The organism is Tunturiibacter lichenicola (assembly GCF_051013355.1).
Taxonomy (GTDB): Bacteria; Acidobacteriota; Terriglobia; order Terriglobales; family Acidobacteriaceae; genus Edaphobacter; species Edaphobacter lichenicola_F.
Genome location: NZ_CP132944.1, coordinates 4,831,703 through 4,849,854 on the forward strand (window position 1 = coordinate 4,831,703; position 18,152 = coordinate 4,849,854).

Genomic DNA, 18,152 nt, shown 5'->3' on the forward strand with positions numbered 1-18,152 from the left:
GATCTGAGTGTAGTCGCAAAGCGGTCTAAGGACGGGACACCCAGACAGGTGGAAGAGTTACCTAACAAGTATTTCCGCCTGCAATGGATTGGATATAGAGCAGTAGTAGGCGTCATATCCATGCTGTTATCGTTTTGTGCATTTGGACAGCAATTGCAGGTGCCGAGCCTGCCGTCAGCGATTCCGTCGCCGTCATCCTCATCGCCGTTGTCCCCAAACTCGTCTACGACGTCCAGCGATGATGACGAAAGTGATCGCGCAAAAAGCAGCAATGGTATGACCCACCCGAACCAAGATCCATCCAGCGTCTTAACAGCGAGTCAAATCACCACAATTGTCCAAACTCGGCCGGAGTTGGTTGTTGATCTCAAACAAGTGATGTCAGATTATCTGGAGCAGCAAGGAACATCAATCCAAGCGGATTCCATCAGCGACGATATGTTGTACAAAGAGATATCGTCGGATCCAGGATTTCGTGGTGCGCTTAGTGTCTGGTTGCGGGCACGTGGATATGTGTCAGATTCAGATTTTGACAGATCGGATTCAGACTCAAAAGGAACCGATGACATCCGGAGCGGCGACGATGTTGCGATCTCTTCACAAATTGGGGATGGAGCGCTGATAGGTCCAAATAAGATAGACGCTAGCTCACCCGATAACAACTCCGGGGACCTACAGAAAAAAGGAGTATCTCAACAGACTGGAAATAGGGAACCACAGTCAATAAAAAAAACGGATCGAAATAATGGCAGCGCAACCGAAGTGGTACATCAAACAGCCCCATACAATCTCCAGTCCCTTCGTGATCTCTATTCTCAGGTGCCAGAGCAAGCCTCGAAGGTGAAGCGCTTTGGCTCAGATATGTTTCTCGCTCGGGGCTTAGCTACCAAGCAGATGTCCATCGATGTACCAATCGGTCCTGACTATATTCTAGGGGCAGGCGATGGGCTCATCATTAATCTTTGGGGTGGGATCTCTCAAAGTTTTGCTCGGACTGTTGATCGCGAAGGCAAGATAGCACTCCCTGAAGCTGGAACAATCGTTGTTGCAGGTCTGTCCCTCGACCGTGCCCAGAATCTGATTCAAGGTGCGCTGAGTCAACAGTATCGAGATGCGAAAATTGCTGTAACGGTAGCGCGGCTGCGTACTGTAAGAGTGTATGTAGTAGGCGATGTGCAGAGGCCCGGAGCATATGACGTAAGCTCACTGTCCACTCCTCTCAATGCCCTCTATGCTGCGGGTGGGCCTACCAGTGTCGGTTCTCTGCGAATCGTGCGCCACTACCGCGGAAAGGAACTGGTCCGCGAAGTTGATCTTTATGACTTTCTGCTACATGGTGTTCGTCCAGACGAAGAGAAACTGGAAGCCGGAGATACCATTCTCGTGCCTCCGGTTGGACGTCAGGTAGCAATGGCAGGAATGATCAAACGACCAGCCATTTATGAATTGAAAGACGAGACGAAGTTGACTGATGTGCTCAGTGACGCTGGTGGTGTGTTGGCGTCTGCAGCGCTGGCGCATGTCACCATCGAAAGAATAGAGTCACAAGGACACCGCACCACCCTGAACTTGAATCTTCCGGACGGAAGCACAACAGAAGCATTCCGAAAAGAAATTGACGCATTTTCTATCCAAGATGGTGATCGAGTAATCTTCGCTCCGATCCTGCCTTACAGCGAAAAAGCGATTTATTTGGAGGGACATGTAGTCAGGCCTGGTAAGTTCCCTTATCGCGACGATATGACGCTGAACGATGTGCTTCATTCCTATCAAGATTTGTTGCCAGAACCAGCCGACCATGGTGAGATCATCCGTCTGATGCCTCCCGATTTACGGCCAGAGGCCATTGATTTCAGTGTTCCAGATCTCTTAGGCGGAAACGAAAAGATCCGTCTTCAACCTTTCGATACGATTCGTATCAGTGGTCGTTATGAGGCTGATGCTCCCAAAGTTCAAGTGCATGGCGAGGTGCTGCACCCTGGTGAGTTCGCCCTCTCACAAGGGATGACTGCATCAGACCTCGTCCGCATGGCTGGCGGTTTCACGCGCAGCGCGCTAATAGCCGATGCTGATCTCGCCAGTTACGAAGTGAACGACGGGAGACAGGTCGTAAGTCAGAGGGGAACAATTCGAATTGGCGCTGCCGTCAACAGCTTTGATCGCAGTGCAGATATGGTTCTTAAGCCTGGGGATGTACTCACCATTCATCAAATATCAGGGTGGAATGATATAGGGGCTTCTGTATCTCTGAAAGGTGAGGTGACTTATGCTGGCTCCTATGGGTTGCAAGAAGGGGAGAGGCTAAGCTCTGTGTTGAGACGTGCAGGTGGATTCAGAACAACGGCTTACCCGTCTGGAGCAATTCTCATTCGGACTCAAGTGAAAGAACTCGAGGATAAAAGTCGAAATGAATTAATACGTCAAATCGAGACGACTTCAGCTGGCGCGCGGCTAGCCCCAAGTCTGTCGGCTCAGGACGATGCGGCGACTTTGCAACTACTAGTTCAACAGCAAAAGGAAGTAGTCGCTCGCCTGCGAAGCCAACCTGCAATTGGACGTCTCGTCATCAAAATCAGCTCTGATATCTCGAGTTGGGAAGACACGCCCGCTGATATCGAATTACGCAATGGCGACGTTCTCACCATTCCTAAAAGACCAGGTTTCGTCCTGGTCAGTGGTCAAGTTTACAACGCATCCGCAATTACTTTCGTACCAGGAAAAACTGCTGGCTGGTATCTCCAACATGCTGGTGGGAGCACTGAAGGAGGAAACAGAAAAGAAATATTGGTTATTCGAGCAAATGGTCTGGTTGTAGGACATCGATCGGGAACTTGGCATGACCCGAGCGTCCTCGACACAAAGCTCGATCCTGGTGATGTTGTTGTCGTACCCCAAAAAGTCTTCGGTGGATCCGCTCTATGGCGAAATCTGTTCGCGTCGGCACAAGTCTTCTCTTCCGTCGGCTTCGCGGCTGCTCTCGCGCTCCACTAGACATCTTTCATGTATTTACCTATTCAATTCGACCTTAGTGTCTATCCCGATTTGATTGGCTTCTCTGTGGCGATTCGGAGTGAAGCGATCCAGAGGGTCAAGATCTTATGCGGCATCGGCGGAGTTTCACCCGCAACCTGCATTCGGTCGCTGCATGCGAACGACCTAAAAGAAACTCGCCGGTCATTATCGAGGTTTTATCTATGCAGATAAATGCACCGGATCAGTTGTCTCGACCACAAGTGCAGACGGCGCGCGACACGCGACCGGCCGTGTCTAACGAGGCAACATGGGTCGCAAATGCATCAGTGCTCTGGAACCACCGACATACCCTGCTACGCATAGTCGGAACAGTTTTTGTGCTGAGTGTATCCTGGGTGTTACTACTGCCAAAAGAATTTAACTCAAGTGCCCGAATTATGCCCCCTGAATCGGGAAGTACTAGCGCTGCTATGCTTGCGGCGTTAGTGGGGAAGGGCAGTAGTGCAGGTGGTTCTGCCGGCGGCCTGGCCGGCCTGGCCGGGAGCTTGCTGGGCGCAAAAAATAATGGGGCGCTGTTTATTGCATTGTTACATAGCGGAACAATCTCTGGACATCTCATCGACCGATTTGATCTACAGCGCGTGTATCACAAAAAATATCGTGACGCGACGGCTAAACAGTTGGCCCGTCTGACCAAGATAACCGAAGATACAAAAAGTGGTGTGATCACAATCGCTGTGACGGATGAGAAGCGAGAAAGGTCACGTGATTTGGCCCAAGCTTATCTGGACGAATTAAATAGTCTGGTAGCCAGAGTTAACACCTCATCCGCACATCGTGAGCGCCAGTTCATAGAGCAGCGGCTAGCTACCGTGCAGACAGAGCTTCAGCGCGCCCAACTGGAATTGAGTTGTTATTCGAGTGAGAATACTACAATCGATATCAAAGAGCAGACTCGTGCATCGGTGGACGCCGGCGCAAAGCTCGAGGGGCAACTTATAGCAAATGAGTCAGAGTTGGATTCGCTACGTCAGATCTACGGAAACCAGAATGTGCGGGTGCGAGCGGCACAAGCACGAAATAGTCTCCTGCGAAGTGAACTGCAGCGTGCCAATGGTCAAAGTGGACAGCAGTCAGAGGACGTCGCCGCCGATGCGACCCATCCTTACCCCGCTCTGCGGCAGTTGCCTCACCTAGCTGTGCAGTGGGCAAATTTATATAGAAATGTTCGTATCCACGAAACAGTCTTTGATCTCTTATCTGAGGAGTATGAGACTGCGCGAATCGAAGAAGTGAAGTCAATCCCCACAATTAGTGTGATCGATTCCCCAGGGCTACCCGAAAGAAAATCGGGACCGCATCGAACATTGATTGTTCTGGCAGCCACGCTCCTTTCTTTCATAGGAGGGTCGTTGTTTTTACTTATGAAGCGTTCATGGTTGTCAATTGATCAATCGGATGCACGGAGAGTTTTAGTAGCCGACATTAACACGACGCTAGGTAACCGATGGCACAGCCTGCTAGCGGGAGACGCCTTTGGACGGCACCGTCGATGAAGCCGCTTTTGTGAAAAGTGATTTTCGAAACCGAGCGTTTTGGTAGTCGTCTAATGCAGATCATTCACCGCATCAAATAGGAGCTTTTCTACAGCATCACTCATGGCCGCATTTACAAATAATCTCAAGACGATGTCTGGATGTTAGCGAGGCAGCACGGTCAGTGGCATAGAAGCAGGCTAAGGAATTGCGTGAGTCACTTTAATAAATATGTAGGTCAATCAAATAAAATCCCGTCGAAATACTCAATGTATGTCTGAGTGAAAGATGATTACGAAATCTAGTAGCGAAAGTACGGAAATAACAACGATTGAACCTGACGGTCCATCTGCAATGATGCCGTTAATTTCGATCGTGACACCATCTTTTAATCAAGCAGCGTTTATTTACGAAGCGATAAAGAGTATCCAGAGTCAAGACTATGCAATGTATGAACACCTGATAATCGATGGTATGTCGACCGACGGTACGGTTGGGCTACTACAAAAACTATCTGGTGTTGCAGAGTACAACAAAATGTCATGGGTGTCCGAAAGGGACAAGGGACAGAGTGAAGCATTAAACAAAGGATTTCGCCGAGCTAAGGGAGACATCATTGGTTGGCTAAACGCGGACGATCGCTATCTCCCGGGATGCTTTGCACATATTGTAAAAGCGTTCGAACAAAATCCGGATGCGGATATCATCTACGGCGATTACACAGTTATAGATGAGCTTGGAAGCGCGATTCAGACCAGGCGCGAGATCGAATTCAGCAAATTCATCCTCTTCTACCATCATGTTCTATACATACCCACAACAGCTACATTTTTTCGCAGTCGAGTGTTTAGAGAAGAGAACTGGCTTGAAGAGCGGCTTCAATACGCAATGGATCTAGAGTTGTTTATACGTCTTGCAGTTAAAGGATACCGCTTTATGCATATCTCCAAGGTGTTGGCGGATTTTAGATTGCAGCCTAATAGCAAGACATGCAGTTCACCTGACAAACAGCGTTTGGAACACCAGGAAATTGTGTACTCAGCCGCTCCGATACTTCGAGCCATTGAGTCACGACGCATCCAGAGTCTGGTGCTGTTCTTGTTGCGATCGGTCGCTTTTATAAGAAGAAGCTCGGAGAAGATGCTCCGAGGTCACTACTGGAATCAAGAGGGAATCTTCCCGCACTTTCGTTTTAAACGCGTTCGCTGATGGCCTTCGTTGTATTTACGTGTAGGTAATCTTAGAAACACCAATAATAAAGCATCGTATTGTGTTTTTAAGACTGCCAAGCAGAACCGGACAGCATATCTACCAAATTTCAGAATGACATACGAGAGCGGCGGTTAGATGAATAGACTGATGTCAGTGCTGGCAAACAGCAAGGTAAATGTATTAGGAGTGGGCGTCCATGCCGTCAATATGCATAGTGCTGCAACTATCTTAAAGTCTCATATCGATACGAATGGGAAAGGTTACGTCTGCCTAACTGGAGTCCACGGTGTTATGGAGGTGCAACGTGACCCGAGCCTGAAATCGATTTTTGCGGAAGCTCTTCTTGTTGCTCCGGATGGAATGCCAACTGTATGGATGGGGCGGTTGCAGGGTTTTCACACGATGGAGCGAGTGTTCGGCCCTGACCTGATGCTTGAGATCATCGGACGCAATGAGTTTCGTGATTGTGTGCATTTTTTCTGCGGTGGAGCGCCTGGGGTTGCTGAAAGTTTACGTGAAGAGATGACACGCCGCTTTCCATGGGTAAACATAGCCGGGACATTTGCGCCTCCTTTTAGGCCGATGACAGTCGAAGAAGAGTGTGAATTGTCAACGCAAATTCGATTGCTGCAGCCGGACATCATCTGGGTTGGACTGAGTACTCCAAAACAAGAACTGTTTATGGCGCGTTACCTGCCTATGTTAGATACGAAACTGATGATTGGCGTTGGCGCTGCGTTTCTCTTTCACACCGGTGCAATTCGAGATAGCCCTGCGTGGGTTAAACGGGCCGGTTTACAGTGGGTGCACCGTTTTATACAGGAGCCTCGACGCCTCTGGAAACGCTATCTCTTTAATAATCCATGTTTTATCTTTTTTGCTCTTTTGCAGTTCGGCGGTCTAAAGCGTTATAAGCTCGACTTAAAATCAGAGAACACACGCTCGTACGTTTACGAATCGCAGTAGCTGTCAGTTTCATCGCAGTTCTCTTGGGCTTATGCATAATTATTTTCCAGGTGGGACTGGACAGCTAACGGTTTGAGGGATATGGTGATATGCGATTACTAGGGGATCGAGGCTCGATATTCGGTGGTTCCTCGAAGGCTTTATATAAAGATCCCGCTCACAATCAATCTCGCGCACCAACAAGTAAACGTGATAGTGGATTGTGGCTGTTGTATGGTGTCTTTACGAAATACGACACTTGGGAACGATTCGACGCATCACCTCGGATTAAAACAGATCTCGTCAGAAAATTCTCGCCCCGATGTTATGGCTTGACTAAACGTAGCTGTGACATCGTAGGGTCGTCTATCCTATTAATTGCGTTGCTTCCTCTTTGTCTTATGATTGCAGTTTTAATCAAATTGGACACGTCTGGTCCGGTATTGTTTCGGCATCATCGCATCGGACGGAATGGCAGGCAGTTTGTTCTGTGGAAGTTTCGAAGTATGCGGAAAGATGTGCCGAGATATGGAATCTCTCCTTGTAATGTGGAAGATCTGCGGCTAACTCGTGTTGGCCGCTTGATTCGTCGCCTCAGCATTGACGAGTTGCCGCAGCTTATCAATGTTTTACGAGGTGAGATGAGTTTCGTCGGCCCGCGACCCGAAATGCCGTTTATTGTGGATCGGTATCGCCCCTTTGAACGCGAACGTCTCGTCGCCAAGCCAGGTATAACTGGTTTGTGGCAAATTAGCCCAGCTCGGGCACTCCCAATTCACGAGAATCTGCAGTACGATCTGCATTACATCAAAAACCAAAATATCTTGCTCGACTGTGCAATTCTACTTCGAACGCTCGCTGCGGTCGCGCGCGGTGTTGGCGCTGTATGAGTGCTTTGACACCTACAGGGATAAAGCGCTGCCAACGGGCAGAAACGCAGGTCGCTGTATGGGTTCGGCTGACAGAGTGGCTGCTATTCGTATTGATGCTTTCTTACCTCGGCCTTCATACGCTGCCTGCCGCATGGAAGACTCTCAACACTGACTTTCCAAACTACTATTTGACGGCGCGTATCGCTCGGGAGAAAGAAAGCACATCCCGTATTTATGAGTGGGTATGGCTTCAACGGCAGAAAGATCATCGCGACATCGATCAACGTATCATAGGGTTAGTCCCAATTACACCGTTCTCGACTCTCACGGTATGGCCATTAGCTTCACTTCTTCCGCTGACGGCCAAGCACTATTGGCTAATCATCAACATGGCAATGGTCGGCGCGATTGCTGTCATCCTGCGATTGATAACTCGACTGTCATGGAGACACATTGCGTTAGTAATAGTTCTGAGCGTACCTCTAAACAAAAATTTTTTATTTGGGCAATACTACGTCCTACTCCTGTTCACACTGACGCTAGCCTGTTGGTGCTATGTACGCCAAAAGCGGCTAGTTGCTGGACTTCTTATAGGTCTTGCCTTTGGATTGAAGTTGTTTCCGCTGCTTTATCTTGGCTATTTCTTACGCAAGAAGGATTTCAGAGCCTTTATTGGTGGTGTTATCGGTAGCTCTGCTGCGGTAATTGCTTCGATTGCCGTCTTCGGGATTCAAGCGAACCGAGTACTTTCGATTCAGGTCTTACCTTGGGCTATGCGTGGTGAAGGGATGAGCCCGTACGACATCTCAAGCGCGTCGGTTGCTACCTTACTTCACCGGTTATTCATCTATGAGCCACAGTGGAATCCGAACCCTCCGATACATGCTCCATGGATGTTCGCCATACTGCTTCCCCTTGTGCAAACTTTATTGTTCGCTCCCGCGCTGTTATTGGCGAAGCCGAACAACATGGATCCCAGAAGACTGCATCTTGAATGGTCGGGCGTTTTGATCAGCAGTTTAGCGATCTCTACTCTCCCTGCTGGCTACCATTTCACTCTTCTAATTCTTCCGGTATGTCTTATGTGGGACTCAGCTCGAAAAAGGGCTGGATGGATTGGAACTGCTGCTCTTTTATTTTTGTTCGCAGCAATCGGATACCCAGGCTGGAAGGCGCTCGGAGCCACTTCTAATTCAGTCTTGTTCAGCGTGCCGCGATTGTATGTTGTGGTTGCATTGTGCATGTGTAGTTATTGGCTACTAGCCTCGGAGCAACGCGGTGCAAGACAAGATCGTGAAACCCTTTTCTGGGCCGGCGCATTTGCAATGATGGCGTTCCTTAACATCGCATTGGGTTTGCGCCATCAGCATGAACTATACGCAGACTATCCATGGCGTCTTCCGATTGCGAGCAACGTGTTGCAGGCCGACAATCCCATAGCGCAGAACAACACAGTGTTATTTACTGCAATGCTGCCTGATGGATATCATGCGGCCACGCAGAACAAAGACGTGGTTCATTTTGATAAGAACTATAGCGATCAACTCGCATTAGCTGCGACCTCTTCCGAACGGTGGACAGAAGAGGTCGACTCCGAATCGATGATTGTCTCCAGCCATTCCGATCGAGAGGTCATTCATCAAGCTGAGTCTCCCGTAGCTTCACCCAATGGCAGGTGGTTAGCGTTTCTCCGCGAGGAACATGGCCGCAATCGTATCTGGCTCCGTGTTCTTGACAAACCGGGAAGCGCAGATAGAATCCTCACTCCGGTTGCGCTGAACGTATCGGAGATGTCATTCCTCCCAAATGGCTCGCTTATCTTTTCGGCCGAGCCAAACGGAGGACATCCCGCCCTGTTCCTCGTCGATCAGGTAGGCTCCATCAGTTCGCTCGGTCCCGAGGAGAGCCGCTACCCAGCCGTTTCTCCTGATGGCCACTGGTTGGCATACAGCAAATTGGTAGGTGGCAACTGGCACCTGCAACTCCGCAATCTAAACAACGGCCAGACCGACACTCTCACCCAAGCTGATTGCAATAACGTGGAACCGGCGTGGCCACCTGATTCGAAGACGTTGATCTACGGCAGCGATTGTGGACGGGCGCTCTGGTTTTACGCTCTCTGTCGCCGCCCTATCCCTCAATAACTCAAAGTCAACCAAACCCGTCAGGCATTCATGAAGCATCTGTATCCGGAATGTGCCTTCGATCAACTACAAAACCGTTGGCATCAGGTATGAGATGTCTCCAACGTGTCACGATCTTGTCATTTGATGATATGAATCAGATACTTAGCCGCATTCGGCCAGAAAATCATCAGCCTATCTATATAGAATGAAGGAGTCGGAGATTCGCACAATCTGGTGACTGCGAATCTCGGGAGATAATCGTGAGTTTGATTCTGGTAATTGAGGACGATCCAAGAATACAAAAGGCGCTCCACAGGCAGTTCACGACGGAGGGCTATGAGGTACACGTAACCGGTGACGGCGCACAGGGGTTGGCCAGTTGCAAGAGCCTCAAACCTGCCGGGGTCGTTCTCGATCTCATGCTGCCGAACATGTCAGGGCTTGAGGTCTGCAAAGGCATCAAGAGCTGGTCGGCGAGTACTCCGGTAGTCGTTCTCAGTGCCGTCTCGGAGGTGGCCGATAAGGTGCTGCTCCTCGAACTGGGCGCAGACGACTATGTTACAAAGCCATTCAGCCCACGCGAGCTGATGGCCCGCGTTCAGGCCGCAATTCGAAGAACGAAGAAACCAGCAACCCACACTCAAGCAAGCTTCGGGACCGTCACGGCAGACTTCTCTGGGATGGAAGTGTTTAAGGATGGTGCGCCGGTTCTCCTGACCGCACATGAGATCAAGCTCCTGCAATACTTTGTTGAGCATCCCGAACGAGTCATCACTCGGGAGGAACTATTGAACGATGTCTGGAACTATACCTCGTATCCTACGACTCGCACTGTCGATAATCACATTATGAAGCTGCGGCAGAAGTTGGAAGTCGATCCGGCGAAACCTGTATACTTCCGCACCATCCATGGCATTGGCTACAAATTCGTCCGCGGAAATTGACGATACCATCGTTCGTGGGAGGACGAGGCTGATGGACAGGCTGCGGATGCGAACCACGCTGTTGATCCCTCTGCTCATCCTTTCCTTAGGCTGTACAGTCTTGAGTCTTTTGGTGATTCGCACCATCGTTCAACAACAGACGCAGGCGAATCTTGCTTCGGATCTCCAGCATTCAGTAAAAACCTACCAGAACTTCCAACATCAGCAGCGCGAACTTCTGTCGCGCGAGTCTGCTCTGTTAGCCGACCTGCCGAGTCTGAAGTCCTTGATGACCACCTACGATCAGAGAACGATCGAAGACGGTGGAGTTGAGTTCTGGCAAGTGAGCGGATGCGATTTTTTTGCCCTGCTCGACCTGAACGGAAAACTGATCGCATCCTACAATCGAGGTCCTGCGCTCGATCAATCCGGCGTAGCCAGAGGCCTGGAGATAGGGCAGCGCAGGTCTGAGGAACCGACCCTCCTCGTCCTTGACAATCGTATCTACGGGGTATCGACGCAGCCGCTTTACTTCGGGCCGAAGGAGCGCGGAACTCTCCTCGGCTTTGTCACGGTCGGTTACGCCATCGATGAACATGTTGCACAGGCAGTCAGTGAAGCCGCAGCCGCTGAGGTTGGTTTTGCTGTCGACGGCAAAGTCGTCGCCAGCACACTGACACCAATGCTCCAGCAGCAACTCATCGAGCGCGGCGGCGAACTACTGCAACTGCCGACTCAGAACAGAATGATTCGGCTCGGGAAAGTAGATTATCTGGCAGCATCGGAACATCTCACAAACTCCGGCGCGTCAGAGAGCCCAGGTCAGGTCCCACAACTCGTCGTCCTCAAGTCATTCGAACAGGCCACTCAACTGGTGGATAGGGTTAATCGGTGGGTGCTGGCACTGGCTCTTCTAGCCTTGGTCGTTGGATCAGGCATGCTTGTTTCCATCTCGCGCACACTGACTCGGCCCATCGAAACCCTTGTAGGAGGGACTCGAGCCCTTGCACAGGGCAACTTCGACTATCAACTCAGTGAGGATGGTGCTGAAGAGATAAGAGAACTTAGCCGAGCATTTGAACGCATGCGAGTTCAACTGCGACGGTCTCAGAAAGAGCTCCTCGACTCAGAGAGGCTCGCCACGATCGGTAGAATGGCTAGTTCCATCTCGCACGATCTCAGGCACTATCTCTCTGCAATGTACGCCAATGCGGAGTTCATGAGCGATGGCAACATCTCTCAGTTCGAACGAGAAGAACTCATGTTGGAAGTGAAGTCAGCCGTCCAGGGCATGACCGATCTTCTGGATTCACTGCTCCTCTTCACCCAGACCGGCAGGGCGCTCCACCCGGAGTACGAATCGATTGCGCTGATGATCCAGCGTGCTGTCAGTATGGTCCGTTCTCATCCCGCGGGCCGCGATGTCAAAATCAACTTAAGTGGACTTTCTTCCCTGCAAGCGTGGGTCGACGCAAAAAAACTCGGACGCGCCGTCTACAATTTGCTGCTGAACGCGTGCCAGGCGGCGAAACGCGGCAATGGATCTCCCACGGTAACCCTGAGCCTCATCGAAGGTGAGCGAGCGATTGAGATTAGAATTGCAGATAATGGTCCTGGGGTGCCTACGCCTGTTCGTCAGAAGATCTTCCTACCCTTCGTGAGCGAGGGACGGGAGAGCGGCATCGGGCTTGGACTCACCCTCGCGCAGCAAATCGCACAGGAGCATGGCGGCGGTATCGAGTTGGAAGAGACAGCCGAAAGCGAAACAGTCTTCACCATCCATCTACCCAAGGCCTCCCTGCAGGCACTTGGTGCTGTGGTTGAAAAAAGATCTCGCCCGCTCGCGCTCCGGCAGACGGAGAAGGTCGAAGAATGAGAGTGGCTCGATCTCTACTGATCGTCTGTCTGGCGATGGTCACGACGCAAGCTCCGTTGCGTGCGCAATCAACGGAACCTTCGCACAGTGTAGCCTCTTCATCCGCATCTACAACCAATGCCCAATCACTCGAACTACAACAGAAGCTGGAAGCGATCTCGTCAGATCTAGTTAGCACTCACCAGCAATTAGAGCAGTCTCAGAAGGAAATCGAGCAACTGCGAGAGCAGCTCGCTCTGATCAAGAAGCAACTCGCCTCCACCCAATCTGGCGTCGCTCAACCATCCAATCCAGTCAGCGACACAGATACAGCGAAGGCGACCGCTGCAGCGATCGAAGACGTGCAAGAACAGCAACAGGCGCTCGAGGCGCAGGTTAAGCTCCACGAGCAGACGAAGGTTGAAAGCGAATCAAAGTATCCGATCCGCGTCACAGGCTTGATCCTATTCAACTCGTTTATCAACCGGGGAATTGTTGACGACATCGACCTTCCGGAGGCAGCCCTCGCTCCAAGCGACGAGACCACTAACGGCAGTGCGGGAGCGAGCTTGCGCCAAACCATTCTGGGGCTCGAAGGGTTCGGCCCACGAATCGCCGGCGCGCGTACCTCCGCAGACATCAACGTAGATTTCTTCGGTGGTCTCGCTTATTCCAGCTCCTCAACCTCGGCCGGAATCGTTCGCATGAGAACAGCAAGCATCAATCTGGACTGGAGCCACGACTCGATCCAGGTTGGCATGACCACCCCGCTCATCTCGCCCCTGTCACCCACATCCTATGCGACGGTCGCCGAACCCAGCATGGCGGGAGCAGGGAATCTTTGGACGTGGTCGCCGCAACTTAGATACGCCCACCAATTTCAAATTCAAACCCACCGGCAACTACAACTGGAGTTTGGACTGTGGGATCCTCCGGCCGCTGGCTACAGTACCACTCTGACAACTAGAGTGCCAAGTCCCGGCGAGCAATCAAAACAGCCAGCCTACGAATCGCGCATCTCGTACGGTGCGCCTTCGGATAATAACTACGGGCCAGCGTCGGACGATCACTCCTTCCACGTCGGGCTCAGCGGATACTACAGCCGTCAAAGTTATCCGTACGATCACAGCGTAGACTCCTGGGCATTCACCACCGATTTTCGAGTACCGCTCACTCACCGTTTTGAAGTAAGCGGAGAAGGATATCGTGGTCGATCTCTCGGTGGCCTGGGGGGTGGAGTCTACAAGGACGTTCTATATGGAACCAGCCCAATCACAGGCTTGGCTTCCTATAGCGCACTGAACGCCATCGGCGGATGGACTCAACTGAAAACACGCTTCGGTCAGTCGTTCGAGGCGAATGCGGTCATTGGCATCGACAACGGTTTCGCAGGCGACTTTCATACCCTCATCTTTCCGGCAACAGCGACCGCGATACAGCTGCGTGCCCGCAACGAAATGGTTGTAGGCAACCTTATCTTCCGCCCAAAGACTTATCTCATCTTCTCGCCGGAGTATCGCAGAATCTTGACGTGGCCAATCTACGGCCTTGGCAACACGGCCAATATCTTTACACTCTCTGCTGGATATCAATTCTAGGAGATCCGATCGTGCGCAGCCCGCAACACTCGATGGCCGTTCTATGCTGCTTCCTTCTGCTCGGTCTCGCTGCGCCGCAGTTGCACGCGCAGGGAGTAGAAGTCACGGCAAAGATCGTCGTGAACAAAATGCTGGCTCCAGTTGCCAAAAAGCATACAGACCCTCCGAGTGCGGCAAACGTGGTCGTCTGGCTATCAGCCTTGAAGCCCGGCTCACCTGTCCCGCCGTGGACCGCTCATCCGACTCCCTATCGCCTGGTGCAAAAAGACAAGATGTTCACTCCCCATCTGCTTGTCATCCCCACGGGCACCTCGGTCCAGTTTCCTAACGAAGACCCCTTCTTCCACAATGTATTCTCGCTCTTCAACGGTAAGCGCTTCGACCTCGGTCTCTACGAATCCGGCACCACCCGCTCGGTACGTTTTGATCGCGAAGGAATCTCCTACATCTTCTGTAACATTCATCCGGAGATGGGAGCCGTCGTTTTGGCGCTCAGTACCCCATACTTCGGCATCTCATCGGAGACCGGCGGCGTTGCTATCCACAATGTTCTTCCAGGAAGCTACCGGGTGAATGTGTGGAGTGAGAACGGACAATCGATTGATCCAGCCGCAGCCGAGCAAGTCGTCCAGATCTCATCGGAGCCGGTTCACCTTGGCAATATCTCGCTCCTACCCACTACGAACGTTCTTGCGAACCACAAGAACAAGTTCGGCGAGGACTATCAGCCAAGTCACGACTCCCATTAACCCGTCCTGTGGCAAATGATCGCATAAGGCACAAAGAAGGTACCCGTATAGGCTCTGCGTAGTTTGAGGCTCCACGCCTGCAGCTCCAGGCATAGGCGTCTGTCAGATAACCTTGCAAAGCGATATACTTGACGTTTGCGGCTAACATTGCAACCAGCAACACCTTGTACCCACTTATGTCTCTCCTCTGGCTCCGAGTCGCGGTCTTTCTCTACGGCATCGCCGCGCTTGCGGTGCTACCGGCGGCTCTGTACGACCGCCCACGCTGGCGCCACGTCGCTATTCCCGCCACCATCGCCGCGGTCCTCTTTCACTTTGTCTCGCTGGCCGAGATGCTCAACGCCGCCCACCATTCTTTACCGATCGACACCCACGAAACCCAAACATTCCTCGGTCTCATCCTCGCGCTCGCCTTCCTTCTGGTCTTCTGGCGCTATCGCACGGTCTCGCTCGGCATCTTCCTTCTGCCCATCTGCTTCCTTCTTGGTCTTGTCCCTGCCTTCCATCCTGGTCAGGAGCTCACGACCTTTCCTCTCCTCCACACACGCTGGATCTTTCTCCATGTGGTTCTCCTTTTAGCTGCCTACGCCGCGCTGCTGCTCTCTCTTCTGGCCTCGCTTCTATACCTCATTCAAGAGCGCCGTCTCAAGCAGAAGTCACCTACCGTCTCCTGGCTCCCCCCGCTCGAAACTACAGATCAGATCGCTCTCAAAGCTCTGCTCTTCGGATTGCCTTGCATGACTGCCGGCCTGCTCATCGGCTCGCTCATTGCCCAGGCTACCGTTGGCTCCTCGTACTTCCGCGATCCAAAGATCCTCCTCGCCTTCGCCATGTGGCTCGCTTACATCGCGATGATCTATATCCGGCGGCACTCTGGTCTTCGTGGGCGGCGCGCCGTCTATCTCTCCAGCTTTGTATTTCTCGTGGTGCTGGCAGTCTGGGCCGCAAACCAGTTCTCCGCGGTCCACAGGTTCACCGCGCCATGACCACAAACAACATCAAACCGGGCAGCCTGGTCCTCCTCGGCATCAATCACAACACCGCGCCCATCGAGGTCCGCGAGCGCCTTGCCATTCCCGCCGAGCGCCTCGCCGATGCCACACGCACCCTCCTCCATCAACCCGGTATTCGCGAAGGCCTCATCCTCTCCACCTGCAATCGCGTCGAACTCCTCACGCTTCAGGAGGAGAACACCGACACCGACACCTCCGGCGTGCAAGCAAAGAACACAACAGACCTCCTCCGCTTCCTCCACGAATACTTTGCTGTCCCGCCCAGCGACATCCAGCCCCACCTCTACGAGTTCCGCGAGCGCGAGGCAGTTCGCCATCTATTCCGTGTCGCCAGTTCGCTCGACAGCATGGTCGTCGGTGAGCCCCAGATCCTTGGCCAGGTCAAAGAGGCCTACACCATCGCCCGCGACGCCGGTGCCGTCTCTACTCATCTAGAAGCCCTTCTTCAACGCACCTTCACCGTCGCAAAGAAAATTCGCACCGAGACCCAGATCGGCTCCAGCAGTGTCTCCATCGCCTCGGTCGCGGTCGACCTCGCAAGAAAAATCTTCGGTTCTCTGCAGGGAAAGACCGTCCTCCTCGTAGGCGCTGGCAAGATGTCCGAGCTTGCCGCACGTCACCTCATCCAGCAAGGCGCGTCCTCGATTCTCGTCGCCAACCGCACTCAATCCCGCGCAGAAAAGATCGCGGCCACCTTCTCCAGCGCCTCCGTACTCACAGCCGTCATACCTTTTGAAGCCCTGTACGAGCAGGCCGATCGGGCCGACATCGTCATCGCCTCCACAGGCGCTCCGCAAAAGCTCTTTGACCGATCTCATGGTCAGCACTTCCTGCAGCGCCGTCGCAACCGCCCCATGTTCTTCATCGATATCGCCGTCCCCCGTGACGTCGACCCGCGCATGAACGAGGTCGAAGGGTGCTTCGTCTACGACATCGATGACCTCCAGCAGGTGGCCGCCGCAAATCTCGCCGATCGCAGCCGCGAAGCCGAAGCGGCTGAGAGCATTGTCAGCAGGGAAGTCGACAAGTACCAGGAACGCCTCCAGTCGCGCGACGCAGTGCCTGCCATCAAGGCCCTTCAGCTGCAGGCAGAAGAACTTCGTCAAGCTGAACTCGCCCGTTCACAATCCAAACTCGCTGACCTCACCCCGCAACAACGCGAAGCAGTCGAAGCACTCACTCGCTCGCTCACCGCAAAGCTTCTCCACCCTCAACTCACGGCCCTTCGCGAATCCGTCCGCACCAAAGACTCCGACTAGGCTCCGTCGCAACAGTAATAAACTACAACCGGCCGCACTCAGAAGGCATCTGTGCAATAGATCGCTTCAGTTCGTAAGATCAGCGTGCGCGTTGCGTTGAAACTCGATCGTCGTTGAAACTCAAAGCCAAGGTGGCGATACGTATGAAAGCGATGCAGGTGCGTGATTCCTCGCAAGGCCTCACCCTCTATACGGCACAACTTCCTCAGCCGACACCCGCCGCCGGAGAGGTGTTGATCAGAGTTCGTGCAGCAGGCGTAACAACCACTGAACTCGAGTGGTATCCGACAACCCATCAAAAAAGCGCCGAACCACGTACAAACGCCATCCCCGGCCACGAGTTTTCCGGTGTCATCGAAGCGCTCGGAGATGGCGTGCAAAGCTTCACCGTTGGACAAGAGGTCTACGGCATGAACGACTGGTTCGCCGATGGAGCAACGGCGGAGTTCTGCCTCACCCAGCCGTCCAGCATCGCTCCAAAGCCAGCCAGCCTGAACCATGATGAAGCTGCCACCGTTCCAATTGGGGCGTTGACCGCATGGCAGGGCCTATTCGACCACGCAAAGCTTCAGCCAAACGAACGTGTGCTGATCCAGGGTGCTGCTGGTGGCGTTGGCCTCTTCGCGATACAACTTGCTCGACAGCACGGAGCGTACGTCATCGCAACCACATCCACACCAAACGTCGATCTGATCAGGCAACTCGGAGCCAACGAAGTCATCGACTACCAAAAGTCCCGCTTTCAGGATCTGGTGCGAGATGTCGATGTTGTCTTCGATACCGTAGGCGGAGAAACCCGCGATCTCTCCTGGTCCTCTCTCAAACCGAACGGACGAATGATTACGATCGCCGCCGACGGCGAAAGCAGCACCGATCCACGAATCAAGGAGCACTACTTCATCGTCGAACCAAACCAGAAACAACTGACAGAGATAGCGACCCTGATTGACGCCGGTTCACTTAAGACATACGTGAGGGCTGCCGTTTCACTTGAAGACGCCGCAAAGGCCTACGCAAAGTCGATTCCGCAAAAACTAAGTTACGGCAAGGTCGTTATCACCATCCCCGGCGTTAGCTAACCCCCAAACGTAC

The 18,152-nt window shown here is 52.6% G+C and carries 13 protein-coding genes; all 13 read left to right on the forward strand.

Translation table 11 applies throughout. From position 1 onward, the window contains the following. Nucleotides 1–48 precede the first annotated feature (48 nt). The 13 genes from RBB82_RS20220 to RBB82_RS20280 all read left to right on the forward strand — a co-directional run bounded on the left by RBB82_RS20220 (nucleotide 49) and on the right by RBB82_RS20280 (nucleotide 18,139). The gene (locus RBB82_RS20220; RefSeq protein ID WP_433972540.1) at nucleotides 49–2,991 is read left to right on the forward strand and encodes an SLBB domain-containing protein; all 2,943 of its coding nucleotides are present in this window, start codon (nucleotides 49–51) and stop codon (nucleotides 2,989–2,991) included. Nucleotides 2,992–3,443: 452 nt separating this feature from the next. After that, entirely contained in the window at nucleotides 3,444–4,529 is a 1,086-nt protein-coding gene (locus RBB82_RS20225; protein ID WP_433972541.1) for a GNVR domain-containing protein, read from the forward strand. Between the two features lie 267 nt (nucleotides 4,530–4,796). Then, a complete protein-coding gene (locus tag RBB82_RS20230; protein WP_433972542.1) occupies nucleotides 4,797–5,717 on the forward strand; it encodes a glycosyltransferase family 2 protein in 921 nt (306 codons plus the stop codon). A 138-nt stretch (nucleotides 5,718–5,855) separates the two neighbouring features. Continuing rightward, nucleotides 5,856–6,686, forward strand: coding sequence for a WecB/TagA/CpsF family glycosyltransferase (locus RBB82_RS20235; RefSeq protein WP_433972543.1), 831 nt, complete (start codon nucleotides 5,856–5,858; stop codon nucleotides 6,684–6,686). An 89-nt stretch (nucleotides 6,687–6,775) separates the two neighbouring features. Further along, complete coding sequence (locus RBB82_RS20240) at nucleotides 6,776–7,555, forward strand: sugar transferase (protein WP_433972544.1); 780 nt, start codon at nucleotides 6,776–6,778, stop codon at nucleotides 7,553–7,555. A gap of 170 nt (nucleotides 7,556–7,725) precedes the next feature. Beyond that, nucleotides 7,726–9,681, forward strand: a complete 1,956-nt coding sequence (locus RBB82_RS20245) for a glycosyltransferase 87 family protein (RefSeq protein ID WP_433972545.1) — start codon at nucleotides 7,726–7,728, stop codon at nucleotides 9,679–9,681. A 242-nt stretch (nucleotides 9,682–9,923) separates the two neighbouring features. Further along, nucleotides 9,924–10,607 carry a response regulator transcription factor gene (locus RBB82_RS20250; protein WP_433972546.1) on the forward strand — a complete coding sequence of 228 codons (684 nt, stop codon included), beginning with the start codon at nucleotides 9,924–9,926 and terminating at the stop codon, nucleotides 10,605–10,607. 112 nt (nucleotides 10,608–10,719) lie between these two features. Further along, nucleotides 10,720–12,462 (forward strand): ATP-binding protein, encoded by a 1,743-nt coding sequence (locus RBB82_RS20255; RefSeq protein WP_433972547.1) that lies wholly within the window; start codon nucleotides 10,720–10,722, stop codon nucleotides 12,460–12,462. Beyond that, nucleotides 12,459–14,039: a hypothetical protein gene (locus tag RBB82_RS20260; RefSeq protein WP_433972548.1), complete on the forward strand. Its 1,581-nt coding sequence runs from the start codon at nucleotides 12,459–12,461 to the stop codon at nucleotides 14,037–14,039. Before RBB82_RS20255 ends, RBB82_RS20260 begins: the two co-directional genes overlap by 4 nt. A gap of 11 nt (nucleotides 14,040–14,050) precedes the next feature. Next, nucleotides 14,051–14,788 carry a hypothetical protein gene (locus RBB82_RS20265; RefSeq protein WP_433972549.1) on the forward strand — a complete coding sequence of 246 codons (738 nt, stop codon included), beginning with the start codon at nucleotides 14,051–14,053 and terminating at the stop codon, nucleotides 14,786–14,788. Nucleotides 14,789–14,964: 176 nt separating this feature from the next. Further along, complete coding sequence (gene ccsA / locus RBB82_RS20270) at nucleotides 14,965–15,774, forward strand: cytochrome c biogenesis protein CcsA (protein WP_433972550.1); 810 nt, start codon at nucleotides 14,965–14,967, stop codon at nucleotides 15,772–15,774. Next, complete coding sequence (gene hemA / locus RBB82_RS20275; protein WP_433972551.1) at nucleotides 15,771–17,060, forward strand: glutamyl-tRNA reductase; 1,290 nt, start codon at nucleotides 15,771–15,773, stop codon at nucleotides 17,058–17,060. Before ccsA ends, hemA begins: the two co-directional genes overlap by 4 nt. 143 nt (nucleotides 17,061–17,203) lie before the next feature. Next, nucleotides 17,204–18,139, forward strand: coding sequence for an NADP-dependent oxidoreductase (locus RBB82_RS20280; protein WP_433972552.1), 936 nt, complete (start codon nucleotides 17,204–17,206; stop codon nucleotides 18,137–18,139). Nucleotides 18,140–18,152 lie beyond the last annotated feature (13 nt).